Genomic DNA, 22,779 nt, shown 5'->3' on the forward strand with positions numbered 1-22,779 from the left:
TGCGGTGCGCCGCACGGTCAGAACCCGAAACCGACAGACCACGCCACGAGCCGCTTGCCCGACGATGATGCCCCGGCGGCGTCACCGAGTCGCACGTAGTATCCCAGCTCGCCACCAATGGCGAGCGCCGGCCAGATGTGCAGCGACGCGCCAACGTACGTGCGTCGTGGCGTGGCCTTGAGCGGCGCCCCGAATGTTCGCAGCACGTTGCCGGTGACCATGATGCCGCTGCCCCACGGCGCGAAACTGGTTCCGGCGCCAAGACTCATTTGCGCGCCACCGAGACCGACCTTGGCCACCGCCAGCGTGCACACATCGGGACCGCTATTCGATTCATGCAGCAACCCTCCGCCATACGACAGTGCCCACTTGAGCGGGGCACCGTATGTGAGGCCCGCCATGCATTGCTCGAGATGCCACCCCTCGGGCTCCGCTGGTTCCCGAACGACATCGTGACGTGCGGCCAACCCGCGCGGCGCGACCGGCTGGGCGCCGAGGCGTGTCACCGCCATGACGCCCGCGATCACCACGCACGCCACTGCGGTTCCGGCACGCATCAGAACTTCATCCCGGCCGATTCGGCAAACTCGCGCATGGCCTTCTCCTGCGCTTCCGACAACGTCTCCGGCACGGTGATCGTGATTTCCACCAGGAGATCGCCTTTCCGACCTTCCTTCTCGATACCCTGCCCGGCCACGCGAAAGCGTTTGCCCGACGATGTGCCCATGGGAATGCGCAGCGCCACTTTCTTGCCGTCAAGCGTCTTCACGCTCACGCGCGACCCGAGCGTCGCCTGCGCAATATTGATGGGGACGGTCGCCACGAGGTCGAGTCCATCGCGTCGATAGAATCGATCAGATAGCACTTCGAACGTGATGACCAGGTCCCCCGCCTGTCCACCGGAGGCGCCTTTTCCCCCCTGCCCTTTCATGCGCACTTTCGTTCCGCTTTCCGCTCCCGCCGGCACCGCAATGAGCACTTTCCGTTTCACGCGCACTTCGCTAGCGCCGTTGCACGTCGGGCACCGTTCGCTGGCAATCTGACCGCGTCCCATGCACACCGGGCACGGTCGATTGACGGCAAAGCTGCCCTGGCCAAACGAGATCACCCCGCGCCCGCTGCACTCGGCGCAGGCCTTGAGCTGTGCGCCCGGCGCCGCACCAGAGCCGCGACAAGTGACGCACTCTTCGTTCACTTCGAGTTCCACCGGCACCTTTCCACCAACAGCCGCCACACGAAACGGCACTTCCACCGTCTTCTCGACGGTTTGGCCGCGCTCCGGCGTGCGCGTGCGCGAACGCGCGCCGGCCGCACCGCCCCCAAACATCGACGAGAACAAATCGCCCAGCCCACCAATGCCGCCTACATCGAACTCACTGAACGTTCCGGCACCTGACTGTCCCGGGCCAGTCGTGCCGAATCCGGACGGGCGCGATGACGACGGTCGCGAGCCCATGCCGCTGAAGGCGCCCAGACGTCGCATGTCGTCGTACTGCTTTCGCTGCTCGACATCACCCAGCACGTTGTACGCCTCGGAAATTTCCTTGAAGCGCTCCGTCGCCTTCGGATCGTTCTGATTGGCGTCCGGATGGTACTTCTTGGCCAGCCGGCGATACTGTTTCTTGATCTCATCGGCCGTCGCAGACGACGCGACGCCGAGGACCGCGTAGAAGTCCTTGCTGTTCGCCATCAGGACATGAGGGGCGCGGTGCCTGTCCACTGCTTCACAACGACGCGTGCCGGACGCAGCACGTGGCCGTTGATGATGTAGCCCACCTGGAATGTGGCCGCGACCACCCCATCTTCATCCGCCGTGAATGCCGGCGCGGTGCTCACCGCCTCATGCTGCGCGGGATCAAACGGGTGCCCGGTGGGATCGATGGTTTCAAAGCCATGCCCGGAGAGCGACTTGAACAACTTCCTCTCGACCATCAGGACCCCATCGACCACCGTTTTCGCATCCACGGTCGCGGGATCGACGTGGGCAAAGCGCGTGATGTCGTCGATGGCATCGAGGATGCCGCGTACCAGTTCACCCTGGGCGCGCCATCCGGACTCCTGACGCTCCTTCACCGCGCGTCGACGGAAATTGTCGTACTCCGCGGCCAGCCGTAGATAGCGGTCGTTGAGCGTCTGGATTTCACGCTGTTCAGGAGAAACGATCGCATCGCCGTCTACTGCGGCCGCGCCTTGAGCAGACTGAGCATCGGACTGGTCGTCCGTCATGGAATCCGTGGGATCGGTCATGGTTTGTGAGTGTCACCTGGCCATCACGCCGGTCGTGAAATCGCCCGGGAAGGCGGTCTGCACCGTACGCGTCGGGAACCTGAAAGTTTAGGAAGTCTAGCCGTTTTGCGGAACGATAAGGTCAGGCGCGGACGGTCCACCCTTCGGAGGCGGCGTCGCGCAGGAAGGCGCGCCGCAATCTATCAAGCGCCAACTGCGCGCCACGCTGACGGATTTCGGCGCGATCTCCGGGGATCACCGCCCGAATCGCATGGACGTCCCCTGCCACATCGACGGCAATCCAGACCGTGCCCACGGGCTTTTCCGGGCTCCCGCCGGACGGACCGGCGATACCCGTGATCCCGATACCGATAGTCGTGCCGAATTTGACGCGCACACCGCTGGCCATGGCGCGGGCCACCGGTTCACTGACCGCCCCTTCGGCCACCAATACGTCAGACGGCACCCCCAATTCTCGGGTCTTCACCTCGTTGGCATAGGCAATGACTCCGCCCTGCACCACGGCGCTCGACCCCGGAATTGCGGTGAGACGCGCGCCCAACAATCCACCCGTGCAACTCTCGGCGACGGCAATGGTCTCGTGTCGCTCGATGCACTCGGCGATCATCAGTGCCGCCAGATCGACGTCGCCTTCACCGTACACGAAGCGTCCCACGATCTCGCGCAACTTCGTCGCCGCGACGGCCAGACGTCGGTCGGTTTCCTCGGCCGGATAGGCGGTGGAGGTCAGTCGCAAATCGACCCCCTCGACACCGGGCAGGAAGGCAAGGGAGAATCCGTCCACACCGCGACCGAGTTCTCCCAGCTTGTCGGCAATGGCCGATTCGGAAATGCTGGCGGTGCGCAGCGTCAGCGATCGGACTACGGCGCCGCCGGAGGTGACCCGATCGCGAATACGCGGCAACAGGGTGTCCGCCAACATGCCACGCATTTCGCGCGGGACTCCCGGAAGCATGGCCACCCACCGGTTGCGTGAATCCTCCAACCAGATGCCCGGCGCGGAACCGTGCTTGTTGCCGAGAATGGTGGCGCGCTCGGGCACCATGGCCTGCTGCCGGTTGCTGTCGGGCATTTCGACGCCAAAGCGCTTGAGCCACCGCTGCTGGAGATTCTCGAGAATGGACTGATCGAGCACCATGCCGCGCCCGAAGATCTCGGCGATGGCGGGCTTGGTGCGGTCGTCAGCCGTGGGGCCGAGGCCGCCGGTGGTGATGACCGCGCCGGTGCGCTCCAGGGCCTCGCGAATGGCCGTGGTGATGCCACCGGGCTCGTCGCCAACGGTGGTGCGGCGGGCGATGCGAATACCCAACGCCGCGAGTTCACGGGCGAGGTGCGCGGCGTTCGTGTCGATGGTGAAGCCGAGCAGGAGTTCGTCGCCGATGGTGACGATTTCGATGTTCATGCGGGAAGATTACACCGCTGCATCGCGGTGTGGCTTGCTATCCGGCGGACAGCGAGCCCCACAGCACCCGCGAGCCATATCGCCGCATATACAAGAACAAGGTCCACAACGTCAGTCCGACGGCGCCGGTCATGGCCAGCACGCCAACGGCCCCGTTGAAGTAGGCCCAGCCGCGCCAGAGCGACTCATTCTGCCATCCTTGCCGAGCGGCCAGGGTGGCGGCAAAGAACCAGAAGTACGCGGCTCCCATCCAGATGCCCTGGAACGCGGTCTTCCACTTGGCCGGTCCAATGGCGGAAATGACAAGGCCACGACGGACGGCCACCTGCCGGAACACCGTCATGAATGCTTCACGCCCCAAGACCACGAGCACGATCCAGAGCGGCAGGGAAATGCGCCCGAAGGGCGTGACAAACAGGAACGGCGAGGTGTCGGGCATCCCCCCTTCGGTTACGACAAAGGCGTAGTGGCGTTGGAGGAAATACATGGGAACGAGCGTGGCCAACAGCAACAGCTTGTCGGCCAGCGGATCCAGCAACCGGCCCATGTCGGTCACCAGGTTGCGGCGGCGGGCAAAATGGCCGTCCCAGTAGTCGCTCACGGCCGCGACCAGAAAGAGCGTGAAGGCGATGAGTCTGGCCGTCCACGACGTCGTGAACGGCAGCCAGGCAATCAACGGCGTCAGGGCGATGCGTCCGACGGTGATCGCGTTGGGCAGGTTCACGTGGACACGACTCCGGTGGGAGGACGGTGAACTCAGGTCAGGCGAGCGTCTTGAGGACCAGTTTGGACACGGCTTTCAGGGTATCGAACACGCCGTCACCGGTAACACCCACCGCCTCAAAGTACGGCGCTCGCTCAACCCACTCACCGGTGGGCAACTGCGTCACCAGAAGTTCGCCAGCGCGGAAGGGATCCGCCAGTGGACGCATCCGGGCCGGATCGGTGACTTCCCACCCCGGATTGAGCATTTCCTGCAGTTCGGCCACCGGCGCCGCGTTGGGCAAATCACGCTTGTTGTACTGCACGATGAACGGCATGCGCGTCAGGTCATACCCGTACGCCGCCATGTTGTCGTACAGATTCTGCATCGATTCGATATTGGCCTCGGCACGATCTGCCTGCGAATCGGCCACGAACACGACCCCGTCGACGCCTTTGAGAATGAGCTTCCGGCTGGCGTTGTAGTACACCTGTCCGGGGACGGTGTAGAGATGGAAGCGCGTGCGGAATCCGCGAATCGTCCCCAGATCGACCGGGAGGAAATCGAAGAACAGTGTGCGTTCGGTTTCGGTGGCCAGGGAAATCAGCTTGCCGCGCGTGCTGGGCGAGACCTTGCCGTAGACGTATTCGAGATTCGTCGTCTTGCCGCCAAGTCCCGGACCGTAATACACGATCTTGCAGTTGATCTCACGGGACGCATAGTTGATCATCGACATCGTGTACGTCCGTTACTGAAAGAGCCGATCGATCTCGTCTTCCGCCCCGGCGAGGAATCCCGGCGGCGCCGAATGTTCCGAGCTGGCGCGCGAGAAGACGCCTTCGAAGATGCGGGTGAGTTCGTCCACCGCCGCCTTCATGCGCAAGCGCACCAGGCCAAGGGTGGTGCGGTTGTCGAATAACACGACCAGGATGACGCGACGCGCAATGTCGGCCAGATACATCGACTCGCGTTCGCCCTGATGGAACAGCACGTTGAAATCGCTTTCGCCGATGAGCCGCGCCAACTGGTCGTTGGCGCTGAAGTCGGCCGCCGTCAGCGTGGCAAACGCGGTGGCGTCGAAGTTGGGTGGCTCACCCACCGTGGCCACCAACTGGCCACTGCGATCAACGAGGAGCGCGCAGCGCGCTTTCGCGTCGTAGAGGAAGCGCTGCAGCGTAATCGTGATGGCCCCGAAGTCGTCCTCGGTAAACGACCAGGTGGCGGCGCCGACAGGCATGAACGTGGGGACGAGGGACTGAGGCACCCGTGTCCGGCGCGCGGTGTCACGCGGCTGGCACGCGGGGGGATTCTACGAACGTAACAGCCGTTCGGTCCGGCGCAGAACCCCTCGGGCCCTGCGGCGCAGTAACGGCAACGGCTCCCAGCGCAAATAGTCGCGAAGGAGTCGCGCACTATCAACGCTTGGATGCGCCCGAAGGTAACCGAGCGCGGCCAGCCGGCGGCGGGGGCTGGCATGGAAGAGCGACTGACGGTGGCTGGACTGCTGCTGGGTCCAGGTGGCAAAGCCGGCCACGAGGCCTGCCGCCACCCCCAGCACGACCACGCCGAGGTCGCCCCAGCCCACCCTCGGCCCGGACCGTACGCGCCGCACCCACGGCCGATCGTGCGGCATCGTCAGGGCATCTCCCGACGGGCCGAGAGGGCCTGGGCGATCGTCACGCCATCGGCATACTCGAGATCTCCCCCCACCGGCAGACCCCGGGCGATGCGGGTGATGCGCACCTCGTAGGTCTCCAGTTGTCGCTGGAGGTAGAGGGCGGTGGCCTCCCCTTCCAGCGACGGGTTGGTGGCCAGGATCACCTCGCGAATCCCCTCAGGGACCATTCGCGCCATCAGGGCGCCGATGGCCAGGTCACCCGGACCGACTCCGTCCAGCGGCGACAGCCGACCACCCAGCACATGATACACGCCGCGGAATTCGCTGGAGCGCTCGATCGACGCAATGTCCGAGGCCTCTTCGACCACGCACATGAGCTGCCCATCGCGCCGGGGATCGGCGCAGATGGCGCACAGCGGCGATTCGGTGAGGTTGCGACACCGCTCGCAGGTCCGCACCCGCTCGATGAGCGAGACCAGCGATTCGGCCAGTCGCCGACTCTGGTCGGGAGGCTGACGCAGCAAATGAAAGACCAGACGCTGCGCCGTCTTGCGGCCAATGCCGGGAAGCCGCGCGAGTTCGCCGGTGAGTTCGTCGATAACCGACACGAGAGACGTCCCGCGCTGACTTAGAAGGGCAGCTTGAACGGCAGGTCCACGCCGCCGGTCACCTTGCCCATCTCGGCCTGCATGGCGTCGGCCGCTTTTTTCTGCGCTTCCGCGGAGGCGACGACAATGAGGTCTTCCAACATTTCGATGTCATCGGGGTTCACGACCGTGCGCTCGATCTTCACGCGCTTGAGCTGCAACTTGCCGTCGCATTCGACGGTCACCATGCCACCACCCGCCGCACCGGTGAAGGTTTGACGCGCGAGGGCATCCTGCGACTCCTGTAACCGGCTCTGCATCTGCCGGAAGGTGTCGAGCATCTTGAACATGTCCATGGTGGGAAGTAGAAGGGGGGGACTCAGTACCTAGTACCTAGTACCAAGTACCAAGTACCAAGTACCAAGTACCAAGTACCAAGTACTAAGTACTAGGTACTGAGTACTGAGTACTAGGTACTGAGTACTAATCTCTGAGTTCCAGGTCGAGCGCGCGCACGGCGGCGTCAAGCACCGGGTCGCGCGCGGTGAGTGACTCCATTCGTTCCTTCTTCACGTCGTGCGCCGTGATGCGTCGCGACGACTTCGTGTCCGGTGGTGTGGCATTGGCCGATGGATGCTGGGCGCGCAGGGTGAAATTGGTGACGCCTTCAAAGCAACCCTGGACCGCCGCGAGCACATCACCGCGCGCGCTTTCGGCGGCACGCGCCCAGGTGTCGTCGGTTGGCGCATATCCCAGCACCAGTGATCCTTCCGCCGTGACATCGATGGGGCGCAGCCATTGCACGGCGTGGGCCACCGCGCCGCGGCCGTTGCGCTTGATCATTTCCGCGACATCGCTCCATCGCTCCAACACGGTATCCAGCGACGGAGGTGCCGCGACACGATGAGATCGCTCGGCGCGAGGGGGGACGTGGGACGGGGGTGCCATCTGTGCCGCTGCGGCGGCTTGCGCCACCTGCTGCGTGGCCGGTCGCGGGATCGGCGGCACCATTGGCGACGGCACCGCCAGTGCGGGCGCACTCACGGCGGGCGGCGTGGGCGGCAGTGCATGGGCGGACGCGACGCGGGAATCGACCGCCACACGACGGACCGGCGGATCCTCGCGGCCACCGTCGCCAAAACCCTTGAGGACTTCCTCCAGTTCCACCGTGCGGTCGAGCAGCGCGAACCGAATCAGCAGCGTTTCCAGCAGCAACTGCGGCTGACCACTCTTGCGGAACACCGGTTCCATCTCAAGCAGCGCGTGCAGCATGCGCAGCAGATCGCCCGAGGTCACGCGACCGGCGCGCGCGACAAGCTCCGTGCGCAGCCGTTCAGGCAGATCGGCCGGTGTGCCGCCCAGCGCGATGGCCAGTTGCGCGCGCAGGAGTTCACCCAGCCCCGACAACACCAACGTGAAATCGACGCCGGCATCGGCCAGACGTTGTACGGCGGGAAACAGGTCGGCCGCACGGCGTTCGGCAATGAGGTCAAGCAACGCCAGATACTCGTCGTCAGGGATGAGCCCCAGCGCGACCCGCACGCGTTCGGCCGTCACCGCGCCAGCTTCCCCCAGTGACAACACCTGGTCGGTGAGCGACAGCGCATCGCGCAACCCGCCATCAGCGGCACGCGCGATCATCGCCAGCGCATCATCCTCGAATGCCACGCCCTCTTCAAGCAGCACGATGGCCAGCCGTTCACGAATCTCGGCGGGCCCGATGCGCTTGAGATCAAAGCGCTGCAGGCGTGACAGCACCGGCGCCGCCATCTGCGCGATCTTCTGGGGCTCGGTGGTGGCAAAGACGAACACGACGCGTGGTGGCGGTTCCTCGAGGATCTTGAGCAGCGCGTTCCAGGCCTCGCGCGTGAGCATGTGCGCTTCGTCGACGATATACACCTTGTAGCGATCGTCACCCGACGGCGCGTACATCGCGCGCTCACGGAGTTCGCGGGCATCATCCACCCCGCGGTTGGACGCCGCGTCGATCTCCACGACATCCAGCGAGGCACTCCCGCTCCAGATGCGCTGGCAACTGGTGCACGATCCGCAGGGCTCCCCCTGCAGTTCCGGCTCGCCGCGTCGCTCGCAATTGAGCGCCATGGCCAAAACGCGGGCCAGCGTGGTTTTGCCGGTGCCGCGAGGGCCGCACAACAGATATCCGTGAGCGACCCGTCCGCGCGCAATCGCACCCTTGAGCGTGTTCGCCACGTGCGACTGCACCGCAACCGAGGCGAAGTTGCGCGGGCGATATTTGCGGGCGAGGGCGAGGGACATAGAGGGAAGGCAATCTACGGAACTGCGTGAGGGATGAGCAACCGACGGTTGTGCGTCACTCCGGTGGACAAAAAACGCGCGGGAGGTCCGTCTCCGAATCGGAGCGAATCCTCCCGCGCGCAGTGCTCCGGGCCTGACGAAGCGACGTCAGATTCCACATGCCGCTGCTACCTTCGGGGTCCTGACGGAGTTAGCGGGCTGTCGCCCTCCGGGACCCGGAGCGAGGGGAAGTCTAATCGGGGGGTGGGGGGGGGGGGGAACTACAGACGGGAGACGGGAGACGGGAGACGGGAGACGGGAGAGGAGACGGGAGATTTTACGAATTGCCGGACAATGCCCGTATCAATCGTTGCGCGGCGTCGGCGACCACCTCAGCGGGTGCATCCAGGTGGGTCACGGCGCGGACACGCGACGCGTGCCAGTGTGAGATCAGGACACCATGCGCGCGCGCGCGCGCCACCACCGCGGTGGCGTTTGGCGTCGGCAGGTCGATCATGACGATGTTGGTGTCCGGCTGGACGACCCGGACGCCACCGACGCCGTCAATTGCCTGGGCCAGATAGCGGGCCGATGCATGATCGTCGACGAGTCGCGACAGGTGATGCCGGACACCGTGCAACGCGCCGGCGGCAATAATGCCGCTCTGCCGCATGCCCCCGCCCAAACGGCGACGCACGCGCACGGCGCGCGCGATGACATCCGCAGGTCCGGCCAGTGCCGCGCCGACGGGGGCGCCAAGTCCCTTGGAAAACGACACCATGACGGTGTCGGCGCACGCGGCAAAATCGGCCAGTGATGTGCCGGTGGCCGCGGACGCATTCCACAATCGGGCGCCGTCGAGATGCACGGCAAGCCCCGCGCGGTCGGCCACCTCCCGCATCGCGCGCACCGCGTCCAGTGTGGTGACGGCTCCACCCGCGCTGTTGTGGGTGTTCTCGATGCATAGCAACACCTGTTCCGGCGCGTCGCCTGCTGTCGGCAACGCGACCGTGACGTCGGCGGCATTCATCACCTTCCCGGCGGCGCGCACCACGCGCACCTGCACGCCCGAGAACGCGGCGGCAGCCGACATCTCCGACGTGACGATGTGGGCATCACCGTCCACGAGGATGTCGGTTCCTGGCCTCGAGAGCAGCCAGATGGCCGCCTGATTGGCCATCGTGCCGGTAGGAAAGAACAGCGCGCGCTCCTTGCCCAGCATTTCGGCAACGACCGCTTCCAGAAGTCCGGTGGTGGGGTCGCCCTCCAGCACATCGTCACCAACGTCGGCGTCCGCCATGGCCCGACGCATCGCGGCCGTTGGACGGGTCACCGTATCACTGCGCAGATCGATCAGGCGTTCGGCAGGGGCTGACATATATGGTGTCGGAGAATCGTCGTCAGTCAGGGCGGTTGCGTCGGGACGAGGTGGCGTCAGGACGACTTGCGCGACGGTGGTGGTGTCGGGGTGCGCGACGATGCGGTCTTGGCGACCGGCGTCTTCCCCGCCGTCGGCAGCGGGACGTTCCGGTCGAGCGCGATCAATTCGACGCGGCGCAGCTCAACGGCCTGCGCAATCTCGCCGCCGATGAGAAAGAGCAGCGCGCCATAGTACGTCCAGAACACAACCGCGACAATCACGGCGATGGTGCCCGTGTACAGGGAACTGGGATCGAACTGTCGCACCAGAATGGCAAACACATGACGCGCAATTTCAAACAGCAGGGAGGCCGCTGCCGCGGCCGTCAGCGCCGTGCGCACCAACGGTCGGCGGCGCGGCAATCCATGGTACATCGCATAGAACAGGCTGAAGACGATGGAGATCGCGATCAGCCGCCCCGTCACGTACGTGAGTTCGCCCATGGCCGACTCACGGAGCCCCATGCGCATGAGCAACTGCACGCCCTGGGTGGTGGCCAGGTCGAGATAGGCCGACATGGCGATGTACACCACCACGGCCATGGTGGCCACGATGGTGGCGCCGAAATCGAACAGCTTGCCGACCACGATGCCGCGATCGGTGCCATCGAAGATGAGCGCCAATACGCTGCGTAACGACCCGAACAGCCGCGTCGAAAACCAGGCGAAGCCGATGGCGGCATACAACGTGACGGCGCCGCGGGTGCGCAGCACGTCGGACACAATGCTGTTGAGCAGATCGATGGCCGACGGCGTGTTGTTGGGCAGGAACGCCTGCAGCAGCCCAGTGACCGTGTGCACGGCGTCGTCGGGTGCACGCCCCAGCAGCAACGCAATGCCGGAGATCAACAGCAACACGAACGGCACAAGGGCGAGCAGGACATTGAAGGCCAGCCCGCCCGCGAGAAACAGGACGTTGTCCTCTTCGCTCTGTTTCCAGATGCGACGGACAACGTCCCACCAGGCGTCAGCCGTCCCGCGCAGTGCCGTCAGCGGACGTCAGTCCTGCCTCCGAAGAGGCGACCCCGCGAGGAACATCGGCCATCGGCACATCCCCTTCGGTGCTCTCGTGCCGACGCGCCTCACGGTACGCTCGACGGCTGTCGGCGTAGGCCCGCTTGGAATCGGCCACGGCGCGCTCAAGTTCCGCCCGCGCCTGCGCCGCCGCCTCACGACCCGCGTCCACCGCGTCGCTCACGGCCTGCGTTCGCGATCGCACGGCATCACGCGCGCGATCGACGCGTTCGTCAAAGCGCGCACGCGTGCGCCCGACGCGACCGGCCAGTTCCTCGCTGGCCTCACCAGTGAGGTCCTTCACGCGTTTACCGGCCCGGCGCGCCTCCCGCTGAATGCGCTCGCGCGTCTCCGCGCCGCTGGCCGGTGCGAACAGCAATGCGGCGCCGGCGCCAATGGCCAAGCCCACCAAAAGCATGGCGATGCCGTTGCCACCGCCCTGCTCCACCACCACAATGCGCTCGTCGTCGTATTCGTCACGTCGGGACATTTGGACCTCAGGATCAGTAGGTAGGAGGGGGAGCCAGTACTCAGGACATAGTACGTAGTACGTAGTACGTAGTACTTAGTACGTAGTACTTGGTACTTAGTACTTGGTACTTAGTACTTGGTACTTGGTACTTGGTACTTGGTACTTGGTACCTAGTACTCAGCTCCTCCCGTCAGTCGGACAGATCGGCGTCGTCCGGTGCCGCGACGAATTTCGTCGCGCCGTCCGGCGCCGACCGATGTTGCACCGGTGGCTTCACGAAGGTGGCCACCGTTTCCCGCGTACCACCAATAGCGAGCTGCGTGAAGAGAAACGTGAACTTCTCGTCGTACGCCGCTCCCAGCTTCGCGCGCATGTCGGCGGGTAGGGACCACAGCCGCCGCTTGAACGGCCCGATCGCTTTCTTGCGCGTCTTGTAGAAGAACTGCTCGTCGCTGTCGGTAGCCTTGCGCTCGTCCTTGGCGTTCTCCGTCAGCCACGCATAGATGTCGGCCTTGAGATCGGCCGGCAGGTGATCGTACATCATGTTCTGGAAGTTCGTCGCGAGATGAATCTCGGCCGTCTCGGTACGTGGAAAATTGTTGAAGGCCCCGTCCGGCAGTGTGGAGGCTCCATGCTGCACGGCGCCCGACATGGCATATCGATCGCGCGCGATCTTCGAGAGCGTCGCCAACGTATCGAGATCGAGCTTGACGTCGGCAATCGATCCATCGGCGAGCACGATGCCGCCATGGGACGTGCCCGACTGTACGGAAATTTTTGACAAACCAGCCATACCCGGTGCTTGCGCCGCCAATGTCCTGTTGAAACCCTCCATGAAGGCCTCAAGTTCCGCCGGCGTGCTGTTTTCCGTGCCCACCTCGCCAATCTCGCCACCAATTGAAATGGTGACACCGGCCGGCTCTTCGGCACGCACCGCGCGCGTGATATCCACGCAGACCTCATAGTTGAGGCGCTGCTGCTCGCTGAGGGTGGGCTTGGCCAGATCCACCAGCGTCGACGTGTCGACGTCAATGTTGTAGAAGCCCGCCGCCACCGCCTCCTTCACGATGGCCTTGACCGCGTTCACCTCGGGCCCCGGATCGACGGCGTATTTCTTGTGGTTGACCTGGAAATGATCACCCTGGATGAACAGCGGCCCACGGAATCCCTCACGCATGGCCGCCGCCAGCATCACCGACACGTACTCCGCCGGGCGTTGTTCGGTATAGGCAATCTCCGACCTGGCAATCTCGAGGATGAAGGCTCCGGCGTCCATCGCCTTCGCGGTGCGGAAGATCGAACGCGCCGTGTCGTAGCTCATGCCGCGCACGTTGATGGCCGGCACCGTGAATCCGCCGCACTTCCCCTGGCCGCGCGCGATGTACAGATCATGGATGGACGCGGGACGCACCCCCGCAATCTGCCCCAACTCCCACAATAACCAGCGTGCCGCATTGCGTTCCGCTTCGTCGGCGAAAACCGCCTGCCAGACGAGCGAGTCCATGTGGGTGGTCGTCAGCGCGGTGGCGTCGTGCAGATGCACGTGGCCGGCTTCGACCGTAACGGCACCACCAAGAAGGAATGTCGTGGACGAGGATTCAGGAGTCATCGGCGATGTGGATGGCGGACGGTGACGCGACACTGGACGCGAGCAAATACGGAGTTCCGAACCTGATTCAAACTTCCCATGACCGGGTCATTCCCGGCAAGGGGAACGGCCACAAAGCGCGAATCAAACCGTCCAGCGCGGATCGGGATTGGGTAACGCCTCCCATTCGGCACGCGCGGCGTCACTGCCGGGCTTGCCGAGCATGGCGTAGGCGAAGTTCTTGCCCAGTTCGACCCCGGGTTGATTGAAGGCGTTCACGCCGTACAGCGCACCTGCATATGCGGTTGCCAGTGCGAACAGTTGCAGGAGCGCGCCGACATGCCAGGCGTCCACGGCGTCGATACCGATGTTGGCATTGAACCGACCGCGCACGGCCAACGCCCCGGCCGTTGCCCGTCGTTCGATGTCCAGCAACTCGCCCAGCGTGTGTCCGCGCAGGTACGACAGCTCCGGAATGTCGCCGTGTCGTTCGGGTATCGGCCCATCCGCTTCGCGGCCGCGGACGGTGACGAACGTGACCGTCTTGTCGCGCGGCCCCTCCATGAACAGCTGCACCTGTGAATGCTGGTCGGTCGCCCCCAGCGCGGGCAGCGGGGTCGGCCCCGTGAATGCGCCGTCGGCGCGGGTCTTCCCCAACGACTCCGCCCACAGCTGCACGAACCACAGCGCGATGTCGCGCAACGGATCGGCGTAGGGCATCAGCACCTGGATGTGACGGCCGTGGCGCGTATCGGCAAGCCACTGCAACACGGCGAATGCCCCCGCCGGATTGACCGCCGGGTCGTTGCTGGCGGCCCGCGCCGTGATCTCCGCCGCACCCGCCAGCAATGCGCGCACATCGATACCGATCAGCGCGGCGGGGAGAATGCCCACTGGCGAGAACACCGAGAACCGGCCGCCGACATTCGGCGGGATGTCCAGCGTCGTGATGCCCTCGGCGCGCGCGATGCGTCGCAACGCCCCTACGTCAGGATCGGTTACAAACACCAGGTGCTCGCGCGCGCGTTCCTCCCCCACCGCGCCCGCCAACGCGTCGCGCACGATGAGGTACTGGGCCATCGTCTCGACCGTGCCACCCGACTTGGAGACCACCAGCACGACGGTTTGCGCGAGATCAAGCCGCGCGAGCACCGTGGTGATGGTTCCGGGATCGACATTGTCCAACACGTGGAGGCGCGGATATCCCTCGCGCGCGGCCAAGTCGAGGGTGTTCCAGGCCAGCGGTCGCAACGCCGTGCGCAGCGCGATGGGTCCCAGGGCTGATCCACCGATGCCCAGCAGGAGGACGTCGGTGAAGCGCCCGCGAAGTTGCTCCGCCACGGCCAGCGTGTCGGCCAGCAGCGCCTCGTTGGTGGGCAGCGTGAGGAATCCCAGCCCCTCCCGCTGCGCCTCGACCGATGCATGGGCGGCCGAGAACGCGGTGCGCGCATCGCCCCATTCGGTCTCGGTGATCCCGAGGCCGTCAGGCAGCGTGCCCGCCATCATGTTCGTGAAATCGATCGACAGTGTCATGGTGAAGGGTCCGGGTCGAGTGTCACGACCAATCCGTCGTAGGCGGGCGTGATGCCGGCGGGCAGCTCGGCTGCCAGTTCGGCGTGTGAGTTTTCATGAGTCAGGTGCGTCAGGTACGTCCGCTCGGCGCCAATGTCCTGCGCGACGCGCACCGCCTCCGCGATGGACAAGTGCGTGGGGTGCTGCCCCCGCAACAGCGCGTTGATGACCAGCACGCGCACGCCGCTCAAGGCCTCGCGGGCCATCGCCGGGATGGACTTCGCATCGGTGACGTAGCCGATGTCGCCCACGCGATACGCCAGCACCGGCGTGCGTCCGTGTGGTATGGCAATCGGCATGATGGACACACCGCGCACGGCAAACGCGACCCCCGCCTGTACCGGAACGAGGCGCCCTTCCGGCTTGGTGGTTCCCGGCAGCGGGCGCAACCGATCATCGACGATATAGGGGAACCGCTGGCGCAGGATCTCGAGGGTCGGCGCTTCCCCGTACAGCATCAACGGCTCCTGCCGCCGCATGGTGAACGCCCGCAAATCATCAATCCCGTGAATGTGATCGGCGTGCTCGTGCGTGAAGAGCACCGCATCGACATCCGTCACGCCCGCCGCCACCAGTTGCAGCCGCAGTTCCGGGGGCGTGTCGATGAGCAGCCGCGTGCCGTCTTCCGTTTCGATGACGGCCCCACAGCGCGTCCGTTTGTCGCGCGGGTCGAGTGACCGGCACACCGCACACGAACAGCCGATCTGGGGGACACCAAAGCTGGTGCCCGTCCCGAGAAATCGCAGTCGCACCGCCGCGTTCCGTGCTGCGCCTCGTGTCACACGGTCTCGACCTTCAGCAGATTGGTGGTGCCTGGCACATCGAAGGGCACGCCGGCCGTCACCAGCACACGATCGCCCTTGGTGACCAGTCCGAGATCGAGGGCCTCGCGCAGCGCCATGGCCACCATGTGATCGTAGCCGCGTGCGGTGGGCACCAGACGTGGCACCACCCCCCATACCAACGAGAGCTGCCGACAGACGCGCGGTTCGTCGGTGAGCGCGAGTATCGGCACCGACGGACGATGCGACGCCACAATGCGCGCCGTGAATCCGCTCTTGGTGAACACCACCACCAACGGGGCCTCGAGCATGCGCACTGCGGCCACCGTGGCGGCCGCGATGGCCTCTTCCGTGTTCACCCCGCTCAGGATGCGCCGTTCGGGGCGCAGCGAGTAGTGCGGCAACGGATGCGTCTCGATCTCATGGATGATCCGTCGCATCGCTTCCACGGCGAGGCGCGGGTAGGCGCCCGCCGCCGTCTCCGCTGACAGCATCACACAGTCGGTGCCATCGAGGATGGCGTTGGCCACGTCGCTGGCTTCCGCGCGTGTGGGTCGCGGATTCTCGATCATCGACTCCAACATCTGCGTGGCCGTGATGACCGGACGCCCCATGCGGTTGGCCAGCGCGATGATGTTCTTCTGGGCGATGGGCACTTCCTCGAACGGCAATTCCACCCCGAGGTCGCCGCGCGCCACCATGACCGCGTCGGATGCGCGCAGAATCTCCTCGATGTTCTGCAGCGCCACGTCCTTCTCGATCTTAGCGACGATGATGATGGACTTCGGAATGAGGGCGCGCAGCGATTCGATATCCTCGGCGCGTCGCACGAAACTCAATGCCAGCGCATCCAGATCGTGCTCGACCGCGAAGACGATGTCCGCCTTGTCCTTGTCGGTGATCGACGGCGCGGACACGGCGATCCCGGGCAGGTTCATGCCCTTGTGACTGGACAGCGTGCCGCCATGCACCACGGTGGCCGTCACCCGCGGCTCGTTGACCGCGGTCACCAGCAGTTCGATCAGTCCGTCGTTGATGAGTATGCGATTGCCCGGCGCGACGTCATGCGACAGCTCGTCGTAGGTCACGGGGATCTCGCCCTCGCCAGCCAGATGCTCGGGCACCAGCACCAGCGACGCGCCCGCCTCAAGCTCCAGCTTGGCCGGCAGGTCGCCGATGCGAATACGCGGTCCCTGCAGATCGCCCATGATCGCCACGGGGCGGCCCACCGCGCTCGACACTTCGCGAACTGTCGCGATGGTTCGGGCATGCTGTTCGTGCGTGCCGTGCGAGAAGTTGATGCGGGCCACGTCGAGACCGGCTTCCACCAACGAACGGATGGCGTCCGCGGTATTGCTGGCGGGGCCAAGCGTGCCGACGATCTTGGTGCGCGGCACATGGGCGCGACGGAAGACCGCCGCACCGCTGTCGAGGGTGTCGACGGCGGCGGCGGCGCGCTCCGGTCCGGTGCGGGGAATCGTCATGACGGGATTACTGGCTGACAACAACGGGTGCTCCGGCGTGAGATGCGGACGCGAGGGCCGCTCGCTTGCGCGCGAGACCGGCCAGCAACGTCACAAACGACTGTTCGAACGACGTCAGCCCTTCTTCGAGCAGGCGGTCGGTGACGGCACGCAGCGAAATGCCAGCAGACTCGAGATCGGACAACGCGCGCTGTGCGTCGTCGATGCCCGCCGTGACCGACTGGCGCACTTCGCCATGATCACGGAACGCCTCGAGGGTCGCGGGCGGCAGGGTGTTGACCGTATCCGCCCCCACCAGCTCCTCGACGTAAATGACATCGCGATACGCGGGGTTTTTGGTGCTCGTGCTGGCCCAGAGCGGGCGCTGCACGCGCGCGCCGCGTCCGGCCAACGCCGCCCAACGGGCACCGCTGAAGGACTGCAGGAACAGCTGATAGGCGAGTTTGGCGTTGGCGATCGCCGCCTTGCCCTGCAAGGCGCGATACCTGTTGGCGTGCGTCTCGTCAGCGATGGCCATGGTTTCCAACTGCTTGTCGATGGCCGAATCGACCCGACTGACAAAGAAGCTGGCCACTGATCCAATGCGATCGATGGGCAGCCCCGCCGCGGCACGCTGTTCAAGGCCGGCGAGGTACGCCTCGATGACCCGCGCATGCGCGTCGATGGCGAACAGCAGCGTCACGTTGACGTTGATGCCGTCCGCGACCAGCTGGCGCACCGCGTCGGCCCCTTCCACGGTGCCGGGCACCTTGATCATCAGGTTCGGCCGATCGACCAGTTTCCACAGACTGCGCGCCTCTGCCACCGTGCCGGCGGTGTCGCGCGCCAGGTCGGGGGAAACCTCCAGCGACACAAAGCCGTCAGCACCCTGAGTGGCGTTGTAGACCACGCGAAACGCGTCACAGGCGGCACGCACGTCCGTGGTGGCCACCGCTTCGAAGGCCTCGCGATCGCTGGCCGAGGCCGGCACGGTGCGCAGCTGCGCATCGTACGCGGCGCCGTCGGCCAGCGCCTTCTCGAAGATGGTGGGGTTGGACGTCATGCCGGTGAGCGCGTCGTCGCGGATGCGGCGGGTCAGATCGCCGTTGCCCAGCATGGTGCGGTCGATGTAGTCGAGCCAGAGCGACTGGCCGGCGGCGTGCAGGGTATGAAGACGCGTGGACATGGCGATAGAGAGCGTGATGGTCGCGGCCGCTGCGGACCGGAATGGCCGTGCCCGGGTTGGAACTGCCTTGCGGGCGCAACGATGGATGGTAATTCGTCGCGCGGTCCTTGGCACGTTGGCGTAACCGGTTGCGGTGGGCGAATTGTTCCGAATCAGGCATCGCGTGCGTCTCGAAACCGGTTACTGTGAAGCCCGTAGATTGTGGGCTGTCGGTTCCCCCCCCTTTTTCGGGTTCCTGGCGCATGTGCATCGGATTGTCGTTTTTCTCGGCTGCTGGTCGGCGCGTGCCCCTGCTGGCATTGGGCCTGTCGGGGCTGGCCGCCTGCGTCCGGGTATCACCCGTTGCGCGTCCGACCCCTGCCGAACCGGCCTCTGCGTCGCATGGTGTCGTCGGAGGCTCGATTCCCGGGGCCTGCACGGTGCCGGCCGCCGCGCCAGGCACGTCTCTGGCCAGTGCGACGGTCACCGAACCGCTGGTCACCTTTGATACCGCGTGGGCGATCATCGCCAGGAGCCACTGGGACACCACCTACAACGGGGTGAACTGGCAGGCCCTGCGCGACTCGCTCCGCCCGCGGGCCGCCGCGGCGAAAACCACCGGCGAGTTGCGCGGGGTGCTCTCGGAAATGGTGGGCAGTCTCAAGCAGTCGCACTTCTCCATTATTCCCCGTGAAGTGAGCGACGCCACCTCCTCCGGCAGTTCCAGCGGACCGGCGACCGACCAGAATGGCACCACCGGGGCGGTCTTGCGCTACTTGGACGGCTCGATCGTGGTAACGCAGGTACCGGCCACCAGCGCGGCCGCACGGGCCGGCGTCCGACCGGGTTGGCTCCTGGAGGCCGTTCGCGGCTGCCCGATCGCCACGCGCCTGGCGCGTATTCCGCGCGACATGGACCCGCGCCGCGCCGCATTCACGGCGTTCAGTCTGGCCAACCAGGCGCTGGCCGGACCGGTGGGGGATTCTGTCCAGGCGACCTTTCGCGACGGCGACGGGAAAGCGCACACGGTTGCGATTGTCCGCAGCAGCGAGCCTGGCACCCCGGCCAAGTTTGGCAATCTGCCGCCCTTCCCCGCGTCATTGGCGTTCGAGCGGGTGAAGCAGGGCGACAAGACCATCGGGATCATTCGCTTCAACATCTGGATGCCGGTGTTGTCCCCGCAATTCGATGCCGCAATGGACTCGTTGCGCGACACGGACGCGATCATCATCGACGTGCGCGGCAACTTCGGCGGCGTTGGCGGCATGTCGATGGGCATCGCCGGACATTTTCTCGATAGTGCCCGTACCATCGGCACCATGCATCAGCGCGGCGCATCCCTCAAGTTCGTGGCCAATCCGCGGCGGGTTGATACCCGTTCCCGCTCTGTTGTACCGTTCGCGGGCCCCTTGGCCCTGCTGGTCGATGAACTATCGGTCAGCACGACCGAGATCTTTGCCGGTGGCATGCAGGCGCTGGGTCGGGCTCGCGTCTTTGGCACGCAAACATCGGGACAGGCCCTGCCCTCCGTTCCCGAGCGATTGCCCAACGGCGACATCCTCTATCACGCCATTGCCGACTTCCTGTCGCCCACCGGCCAGCCGCTGGAAGGCCTGGGCGTGACCCCCGATGTGGTGACGAAGAACACCCGCAAGGCGTTATTGGAGGGGAAGGACCCCGCGCGCGAGGCCGCGCTGGTCTGGGCCGCACAGGCAGCCAAACTGCCGCTCAAGGGTATCACCCCGCAGTAGTGCTCACTCGCATACAACATCCAAACGAGGATTTTCGCATGACGCTGTTCACCCGGATCGCGATGGCCGCCACGGCCCTGTCGGTCGCCGCGCTCTCGCCGGTCACCTCGCGCGCGCAGGCGCTGCCTTCGGCCAGTGATATCGTCGCGAAATACGTGGCAGCGATTGGCGGCAAGGACGAGATCATGAAGGTCACGTCCATCAAGCAGACGGCGGTGATGGATGTGCCGGCCATCGGACTGAGCGCCAAGATGGAAGTGTACGCGGCGGCGCCGAACAAGATGGCGAGCAAGACGAACATTCCGGGAATGGGCGAGATGCTGAACGGCTACAATGGCACCGTGGGCTGGGACATGAACCCCATGCAGGGACCGCGTCTGCTGGCCGACAAGGAGCTGACGAACATGGCGGAGAACGCGGATTTTTACGCCAACATGCTGTATTCGGCCGACAAGTACGCGTCGATGGAGACGGTGGGTGACACGACCATCGGGGGCGAGAAGGCGTACAAGGTGAAGATGGTGCGGAAGTCTTCCAAGAACGAATCGATTTCGTACTTCGCCGCGACGTCGGGACTGTTGCTGGGCGGGTCGAGCACGCAGGAATCGCAGATGGGCACCATGCAAGTGAGCCAGTCGGTCTCCGAATACCGGAAGTTCGGCGCGTTGATGCTTCCCACGAAAGTCGAGCAATCGATGGGACCGCAAAAGATGATCATGACCATTCAGGACGTCACGATCAACGGCGCGCCGGAGTCAGCATTTGCCATCCCGGAACAAGTGAAGCCGCTCATCAAGCCCTGAAGGCCGGCAATAGCGGGTTCTTGACGGTTGTGCGGCACAGCGCCTTTGTTGACTTCCACTGACCGGGTCTGAGATTGTGACGCTGTGGCCCTGCCCAACTCACCGTCCTTGCACCGCGGCGTAACGCTGCTGGAACTGCTGATCGTCCTGACCCTCATGGGGATCACGGCGGCCTTGGTCGTGCCGGTCTTCCAATCACGCGCGGCGGCCCCACGGGCTGCCGATGCGGCGCTGGTCGCGACCGCACGCCAAACGGCGATTCGACGGGCCGAGCCGCTGCGCCTCCGCTTCTCCGCCAATGGATCGTGGGCGATCACCTCGCAACGTGATGGTGGCATGATCGACTCGGGACATGTGCGCGACGGGCTCCCGGACGACGAACTGCTGGTCGATGCCCTTGGCGGGTGCGTTCCCGCCGATATGACGGGGGCAGTGGTCTTCGACCCGATGAGTTGCGCGTCCGTCACTCGCGCGGTGCCGCGATGACATTACTCGAAGCCGTGATTGCATTCGTGATTCTTGCGGTGGTGGGCATCGTCTGCCTCGATCAATCGCGCGGCGCGGCCCAACTGCAGGCGGCGAGTGCCGAATGGATGCGGGCAATTGCCCAGGGCGAAAGCACCATGGCCGACGCGACCAGCAATGCGCCCGCTCGTCCGGATGGCGCGTCGGGCGCCCTGCCCGACCCGCGGGTCCGCGTGTCACGACACCCATGGCGCACTGGCGTTGATCAGGTGGACGTCACCGTGTCACTGGCAAACGGCGCGCAGTTCGTGATGACGCGGCTCGTGCCCGCCCCCACGGGCACCCGGTGATGCGCACCCGTCGACGCACCGGATTCACCCTGCTGGAAGTGATCCTCGCGCTCATGCTGACCGCCGTCTCCGTGACGATCGCCGGCAGCGCGCTGCGCACGGCCACGGTAGCACGCGAGCGCATTGCGGAGCATCGGGATACGCTGGAGCGCGAGGGTCGACTGCGGGCGATGCTCACCGACATGCTCCGTCATGCGCCGAGCGCGGAGTCGGTGGACGAACCGCTGCTGCGTGTGCGGCGCACGCCCACAGGTTCGACCGAACTGGTGTTCCTGTCGCAAGGTGTGCAGGCGCCGTTTGGCACCGGCCGGCTCTGGCGCGTCTCGTTGCGCGTGGCCGACGCCGGTGTCGTCCTGGACGCGCAGCCAATCGGCGCGGCCGTCGAGCGGACGTCGTTGCACGCGACCGTTGGCAGTCTGCACGCGCTGTCGGTGCGACTGCTGGAGCACGGCGGCGGCATCGGCGGAGCACAATGGCGCGAGGACTGGCCGCTGGTGCAGTCGCGTCCCGCCAGTATCGCGATTGGTTTTGGCGATGAGCGCGCGCACCCGCCGCTGGTGGTGGCACTCGATCCGCTGGCCACGCTGGCGTCGCGTCGATGACACGCCATTCGGCGACCGGCCATGCGGCCCCGATGCACGCGCGACGCGGTGTGGCGCTGGTGGTGGTGCTGTGGACCGTGGCGTTGCTGGCGACCGTCACCGCCGTCGCCAGCAACGCGGCGCGCACCAGCGCCGCTATTACGGCCAATATGCGCGCCCAGATCACCGCGCGTGCAATGGCCGAAAGTGGCATCGTTGCGGCGAGCGCGTGGATTGACGATTCGCTGCGCGCGCTGGCTGGCGATGCGGCCCGGCGCGACGCGTTCCTGAGCCGCCTCGAGCCGGTCGTGACTGGCGCGCGCCCCCTGTTGCAGGATACGCTGACCGGCGGCGTCTTTGCCGTGACCGTGGTGGATGTCAGCGCGCGCCTGGATGTGAACAACGCCGGCGCCGACGGATTGACGCGACTGTTTGCCACCGTGACGTCGCCCCCGACCGCGCGCGCGATGGCGGAGCGCATTGATGCGCTCGTACGCGGCGACCAATCCGCGATTGAGGATGCGGCACGGCGCTCGAGAGA

The 22,779-nt window shown here is 65.5% G+C and carries 24 protein-coding genes and 1 other RNA gene; 6 read left to right on the top strand and 19 right to left on the bottom strand.

Annotated features, from left to right (window positions below; genetic code table 11):
• Nucleotides 1-17 precede the first annotated feature (17 nt).
• The 19 genes from IPP90_11805 to tal form a co-directional block, all read right to left on the bottom strand.
• A complete protein-coding gene (locus IPP90_11805; protein MBL0171398.1) occupies nucleotides 18-557 on the bottom strand; it encodes a hypothetical protein in 540 nt (179 codons plus the stop codon).
• Nucleotides 557-1,690, bottom strand: a complete 1,134-nt coding sequence (locus IPP90_11810) for a J domain-containing protein (protein ID MBL0171399.1) — start codon at nucleotides 1,688-1,690, stop codon at nucleotides 557-559. Before IPP90_11810 ends, IPP90_11805 begins: the two co-directional genes overlap by 1 nt.
• Nucleotides 1,690-2,247 (bottom strand): nucleotide exchange factor GrpE, encoded by a 558-nt coding sequence (locus IPP90_11815; GenBank protein MBL0171400.1) that lies wholly within the window; start codon nucleotides 2,245-2,247, stop codon nucleotides 1,690-1,692. Before IPP90_11815 ends, IPP90_11810 begins: the two co-directional genes overlap by 1 nt.
• A 121-nt stretch (nucleotides 2,248-2,368) precedes the next feature.
• Nucleotides 2,369-3,649, bottom strand: coding sequence for a competence/damage-inducible protein A (locus tag IPP90_11820; GenBank protein MBL0171401.1), 1,281 nt, complete (start codon nucleotides 3,647-3,649; stop codon nucleotides 2,369-2,371).
• Nucleotides 3,650-3,686: 37 nt separating this feature from the next.
• The gene (locus IPP90_11825) at nucleotides 3,687-4,373 is read right to left on the bottom strand and encodes a CDP-alcohol phosphatidyltransferase family protein (protein ID MBL0171402.1); all 687 of its coding nucleotides are present in this window, start codon (nucleotides 4,371-4,373) and stop codon (nucleotides 3,687-3,689) included.
• A 37-nt stretch (nucleotides 4,374-4,410) separates the two neighbouring features.
• The gene (locus IPP90_11830) at nucleotides 4,411-5,088 is read right to left on the bottom strand and encodes a gliding-motility protein MglA (protein ID MBL0171403.1); all 678 of its coding nucleotides are present in this window, start codon (nucleotides 5,086-5,088) and stop codon (nucleotides 4,411-4,413) included.
• Between the two features lie 12 nt (nucleotides 5,089-5,100).
• Nucleotides 5,101-5,589 (bottom strand): roadblock/LC7 domain-containing protein, encoded by a 489-nt coding sequence (locus IPP90_11835; GenBank protein ID MBL0171404.1) that lies wholly within the window; start codon nucleotides 5,587-5,589, stop codon nucleotides 5,101-5,103.
• 398 nt (nucleotides 5,590-5,987) lie between these two features.
• Nucleotides 5,988-6,578 carry a recombination protein RecR gene (gene recR, locus IPP90_11840; protein MBL0171405.1) on the bottom strand — a complete coding sequence of 197 codons (591 nt, stop codon included), beginning with the start codon at nucleotides 6,576-6,578 and terminating at the stop codon, nucleotides 5,988-5,990.
• Between the two features lie 20 nt (nucleotides 6,579-6,598).
• Nucleotides 6,599-6,913 carry a YbaB/EbfC family nucleoid-associated protein gene (locus IPP90_11845; GenBank protein ID MBL0171406.1) on the bottom strand — a complete coding sequence of 105 codons (315 nt, stop codon included), beginning with the start codon at nucleotides 6,911-6,913 and terminating at the stop codon, nucleotides 6,599-6,601.
• 127 nt (nucleotides 6,914-7,040) lie between these two features.
• A complete protein-coding gene (gene dnaX / locus IPP90_11850) occupies nucleotides 7,041-8,834 on the bottom strand; it encodes a DNA polymerase III subunit gamma/tau (GenBank protein ID MBL0171407.1) in 1,794 nt (597 codons plus the stop codon).
• A 123-nt stretch (nucleotides 8,835-8,957) separates the two neighbouring features.
• Nucleotides 8,958-9,054, bottom strand: an RNA gene (gene ffs / locus IPP90_11855) — signal recognition particle sRNA small type.
• 96 nt (nucleotides 9,055-9,150) lie between these two features.
• Nucleotides 9,151-10,191, bottom strand: coding sequence for a threonine aldolase family protein (locus IPP90_11860; GenBank protein ID MBL0171408.1), 1,041 nt, complete (start codon nucleotides 10,189-10,191; stop codon nucleotides 9,151-9,153).
• Nucleotides 10,192-10,247: 56 nt separating this feature from the next.
• Complete coding sequence (locus IPP90_11865) at nucleotides 10,248-11,225, bottom strand: YihY/virulence factor BrkB family protein (GenBank protein ID MBL0171409.1); 978 nt, start codon at nucleotides 11,223-11,225, stop codon at nucleotides 10,248-10,250.
• On the bottom strand, nucleotides 11,200-11,736 hold the full coding sequence (locus IPP90_11870) for a YtxH domain-containing protein (protein MBL0171410.1): 537 nt from the start codon (nucleotides 11,734-11,736) through the stop codon (nucleotides 11,200-11,202). The genes IPP90_11865 and IPP90_11870 overlap by 26 nt, the downstream gene beginning before the upstream one ends.
• Before the next feature lie 172 nt (nucleotides 11,737-11,908).
• Nucleotides 11,909-13,327: a class II fructose-bisphosphate aldolase gene (locus IPP90_11875; protein ID MBL0171411.1), complete on the bottom strand. Its 1,419-nt coding sequence runs from the start codon at nucleotides 13,325-13,327 to the stop codon at nucleotides 11,909-11,911.
• A 123-nt stretch (nucleotides 13,328-13,450) separates the two neighbouring features.
• Nucleotides 13,451-14,839, bottom strand: coding sequence for a glucose-6-phosphate isomerase (locus tag IPP90_11880; protein ID MBL0171412.1), 1,389 nt, complete (start codon nucleotides 14,837-14,839; stop codon nucleotides 13,451-13,453).
• Nucleotides 14,836-15,630, bottom strand: a complete 795-nt coding sequence (locus IPP90_11885) for an MBL fold metallo-hydrolase (protein MBL0171413.1) — start codon at nucleotides 15,628-15,630, stop codon at nucleotides 14,836-14,838. Before IPP90_11885 ends, IPP90_11880 begins: the two co-directional genes overlap by 4 nt.
• Nucleotides 15,631-15,656: 26 nt before the next feature.
• On the bottom strand, nucleotides 15,657-17,144 hold the full coding sequence (pyk, locus tag IPP90_11890) for a pyruvate kinase (protein ID MBL0171414.1): 1,488 nt from the start codon (nucleotides 17,142-17,144) through the stop codon (nucleotides 15,657-15,659).
• A gap of 7 nt (nucleotides 17,145-17,151) precedes the next feature.
• Nucleotides 17,152-18,309, bottom strand: a complete 1,158-nt coding sequence (gene tal / locus IPP90_11895; protein MBL0171415.1) for a transaldolase — start codon at nucleotides 18,307-18,309, stop codon at nucleotides 17,152-17,154.
• Nucleotides 18,310-18,551: 242 nt separating this feature from the next.
• On the opposite strand from tal, the gene IPP90_11900 reads away from it, so the two are divergent.
• The 6 genes from IPP90_11900 to IPP90_11925 all read left to right on the top strand — a co-directional run.
• Nucleotides 18,552-20,039 carry a hypothetical protein gene (locus IPP90_11900; GenBank protein MBL0171416.1) on the top strand — a complete coding sequence of 496 codons (1,488 nt, stop codon included), beginning with the start codon at nucleotides 18,552-18,554 and terminating at the stop codon, nucleotides 20,037-20,039.
• Between the two features lie 38 nt (nucleotides 20,040-20,077).
• Nucleotides 20,078-20,842 carry a hypothetical protein gene (locus IPP90_11905; GenBank protein MBL0171417.1) on the top strand — a complete coding sequence of 255 codons (765 nt, stop codon included), beginning with the start codon at nucleotides 20,078-20,080 and terminating at the stop codon, nucleotides 20,840-20,842.
• 84 nt (nucleotides 20,843-20,926) lie between these two features.
• Nucleotides 20,927-21,328 carry a prepilin-type N-terminal cleavage/methylation domain-containing protein gene (locus IPP90_11910; GenBank protein ID MBL0171418.1) on the top strand — a complete coding sequence of 134 codons (402 nt, stop codon included), beginning with the start codon at nucleotides 20,927-20,929 and terminating at the stop codon, nucleotides 21,326-21,328.
• Nucleotides 21,325-21,657, top strand: coding sequence for a hypothetical protein (locus IPP90_11915; GenBank protein MBL0171419.1), 333 nt, complete (start codon nucleotides 21,325-21,327; stop codon nucleotides 21,655-21,657). Before IPP90_11910 ends, IPP90_11915 begins: the two co-directional genes overlap by 4 nt.
• A complete protein-coding gene (locus IPP90_11920) occupies nucleotides 21,657-22,259 on the top strand; it encodes a prepilin-type N-terminal cleavage/methylation domain-containing protein (GenBank protein ID MBL0171420.1) in 603 nt (200 codons plus the stop codon). Before IPP90_11915 ends, IPP90_11920 begins: the two co-directional genes overlap by 1 nt.
• On the top strand, nucleotides 22,256-22,779 hold a 524-nt coding region (locus IPP90_11925; GenBank protein MBL0171421.1), incomplete at its 3' end, for a hypothetical protein. The genes IPP90_11920 and IPP90_11925, both read left to right, overlap by 4 nt.

Source organism: Gemmatimonadaceae bacterium (assembly GCA_016720905.1).
In the GTDB taxonomy this organism is placed as follows: domain Bacteria; phylum Gemmatimonadota; class Gemmatimonadetes; order Gemmatimonadales; family Gemmatimonadaceae; genus Gemmatimonas.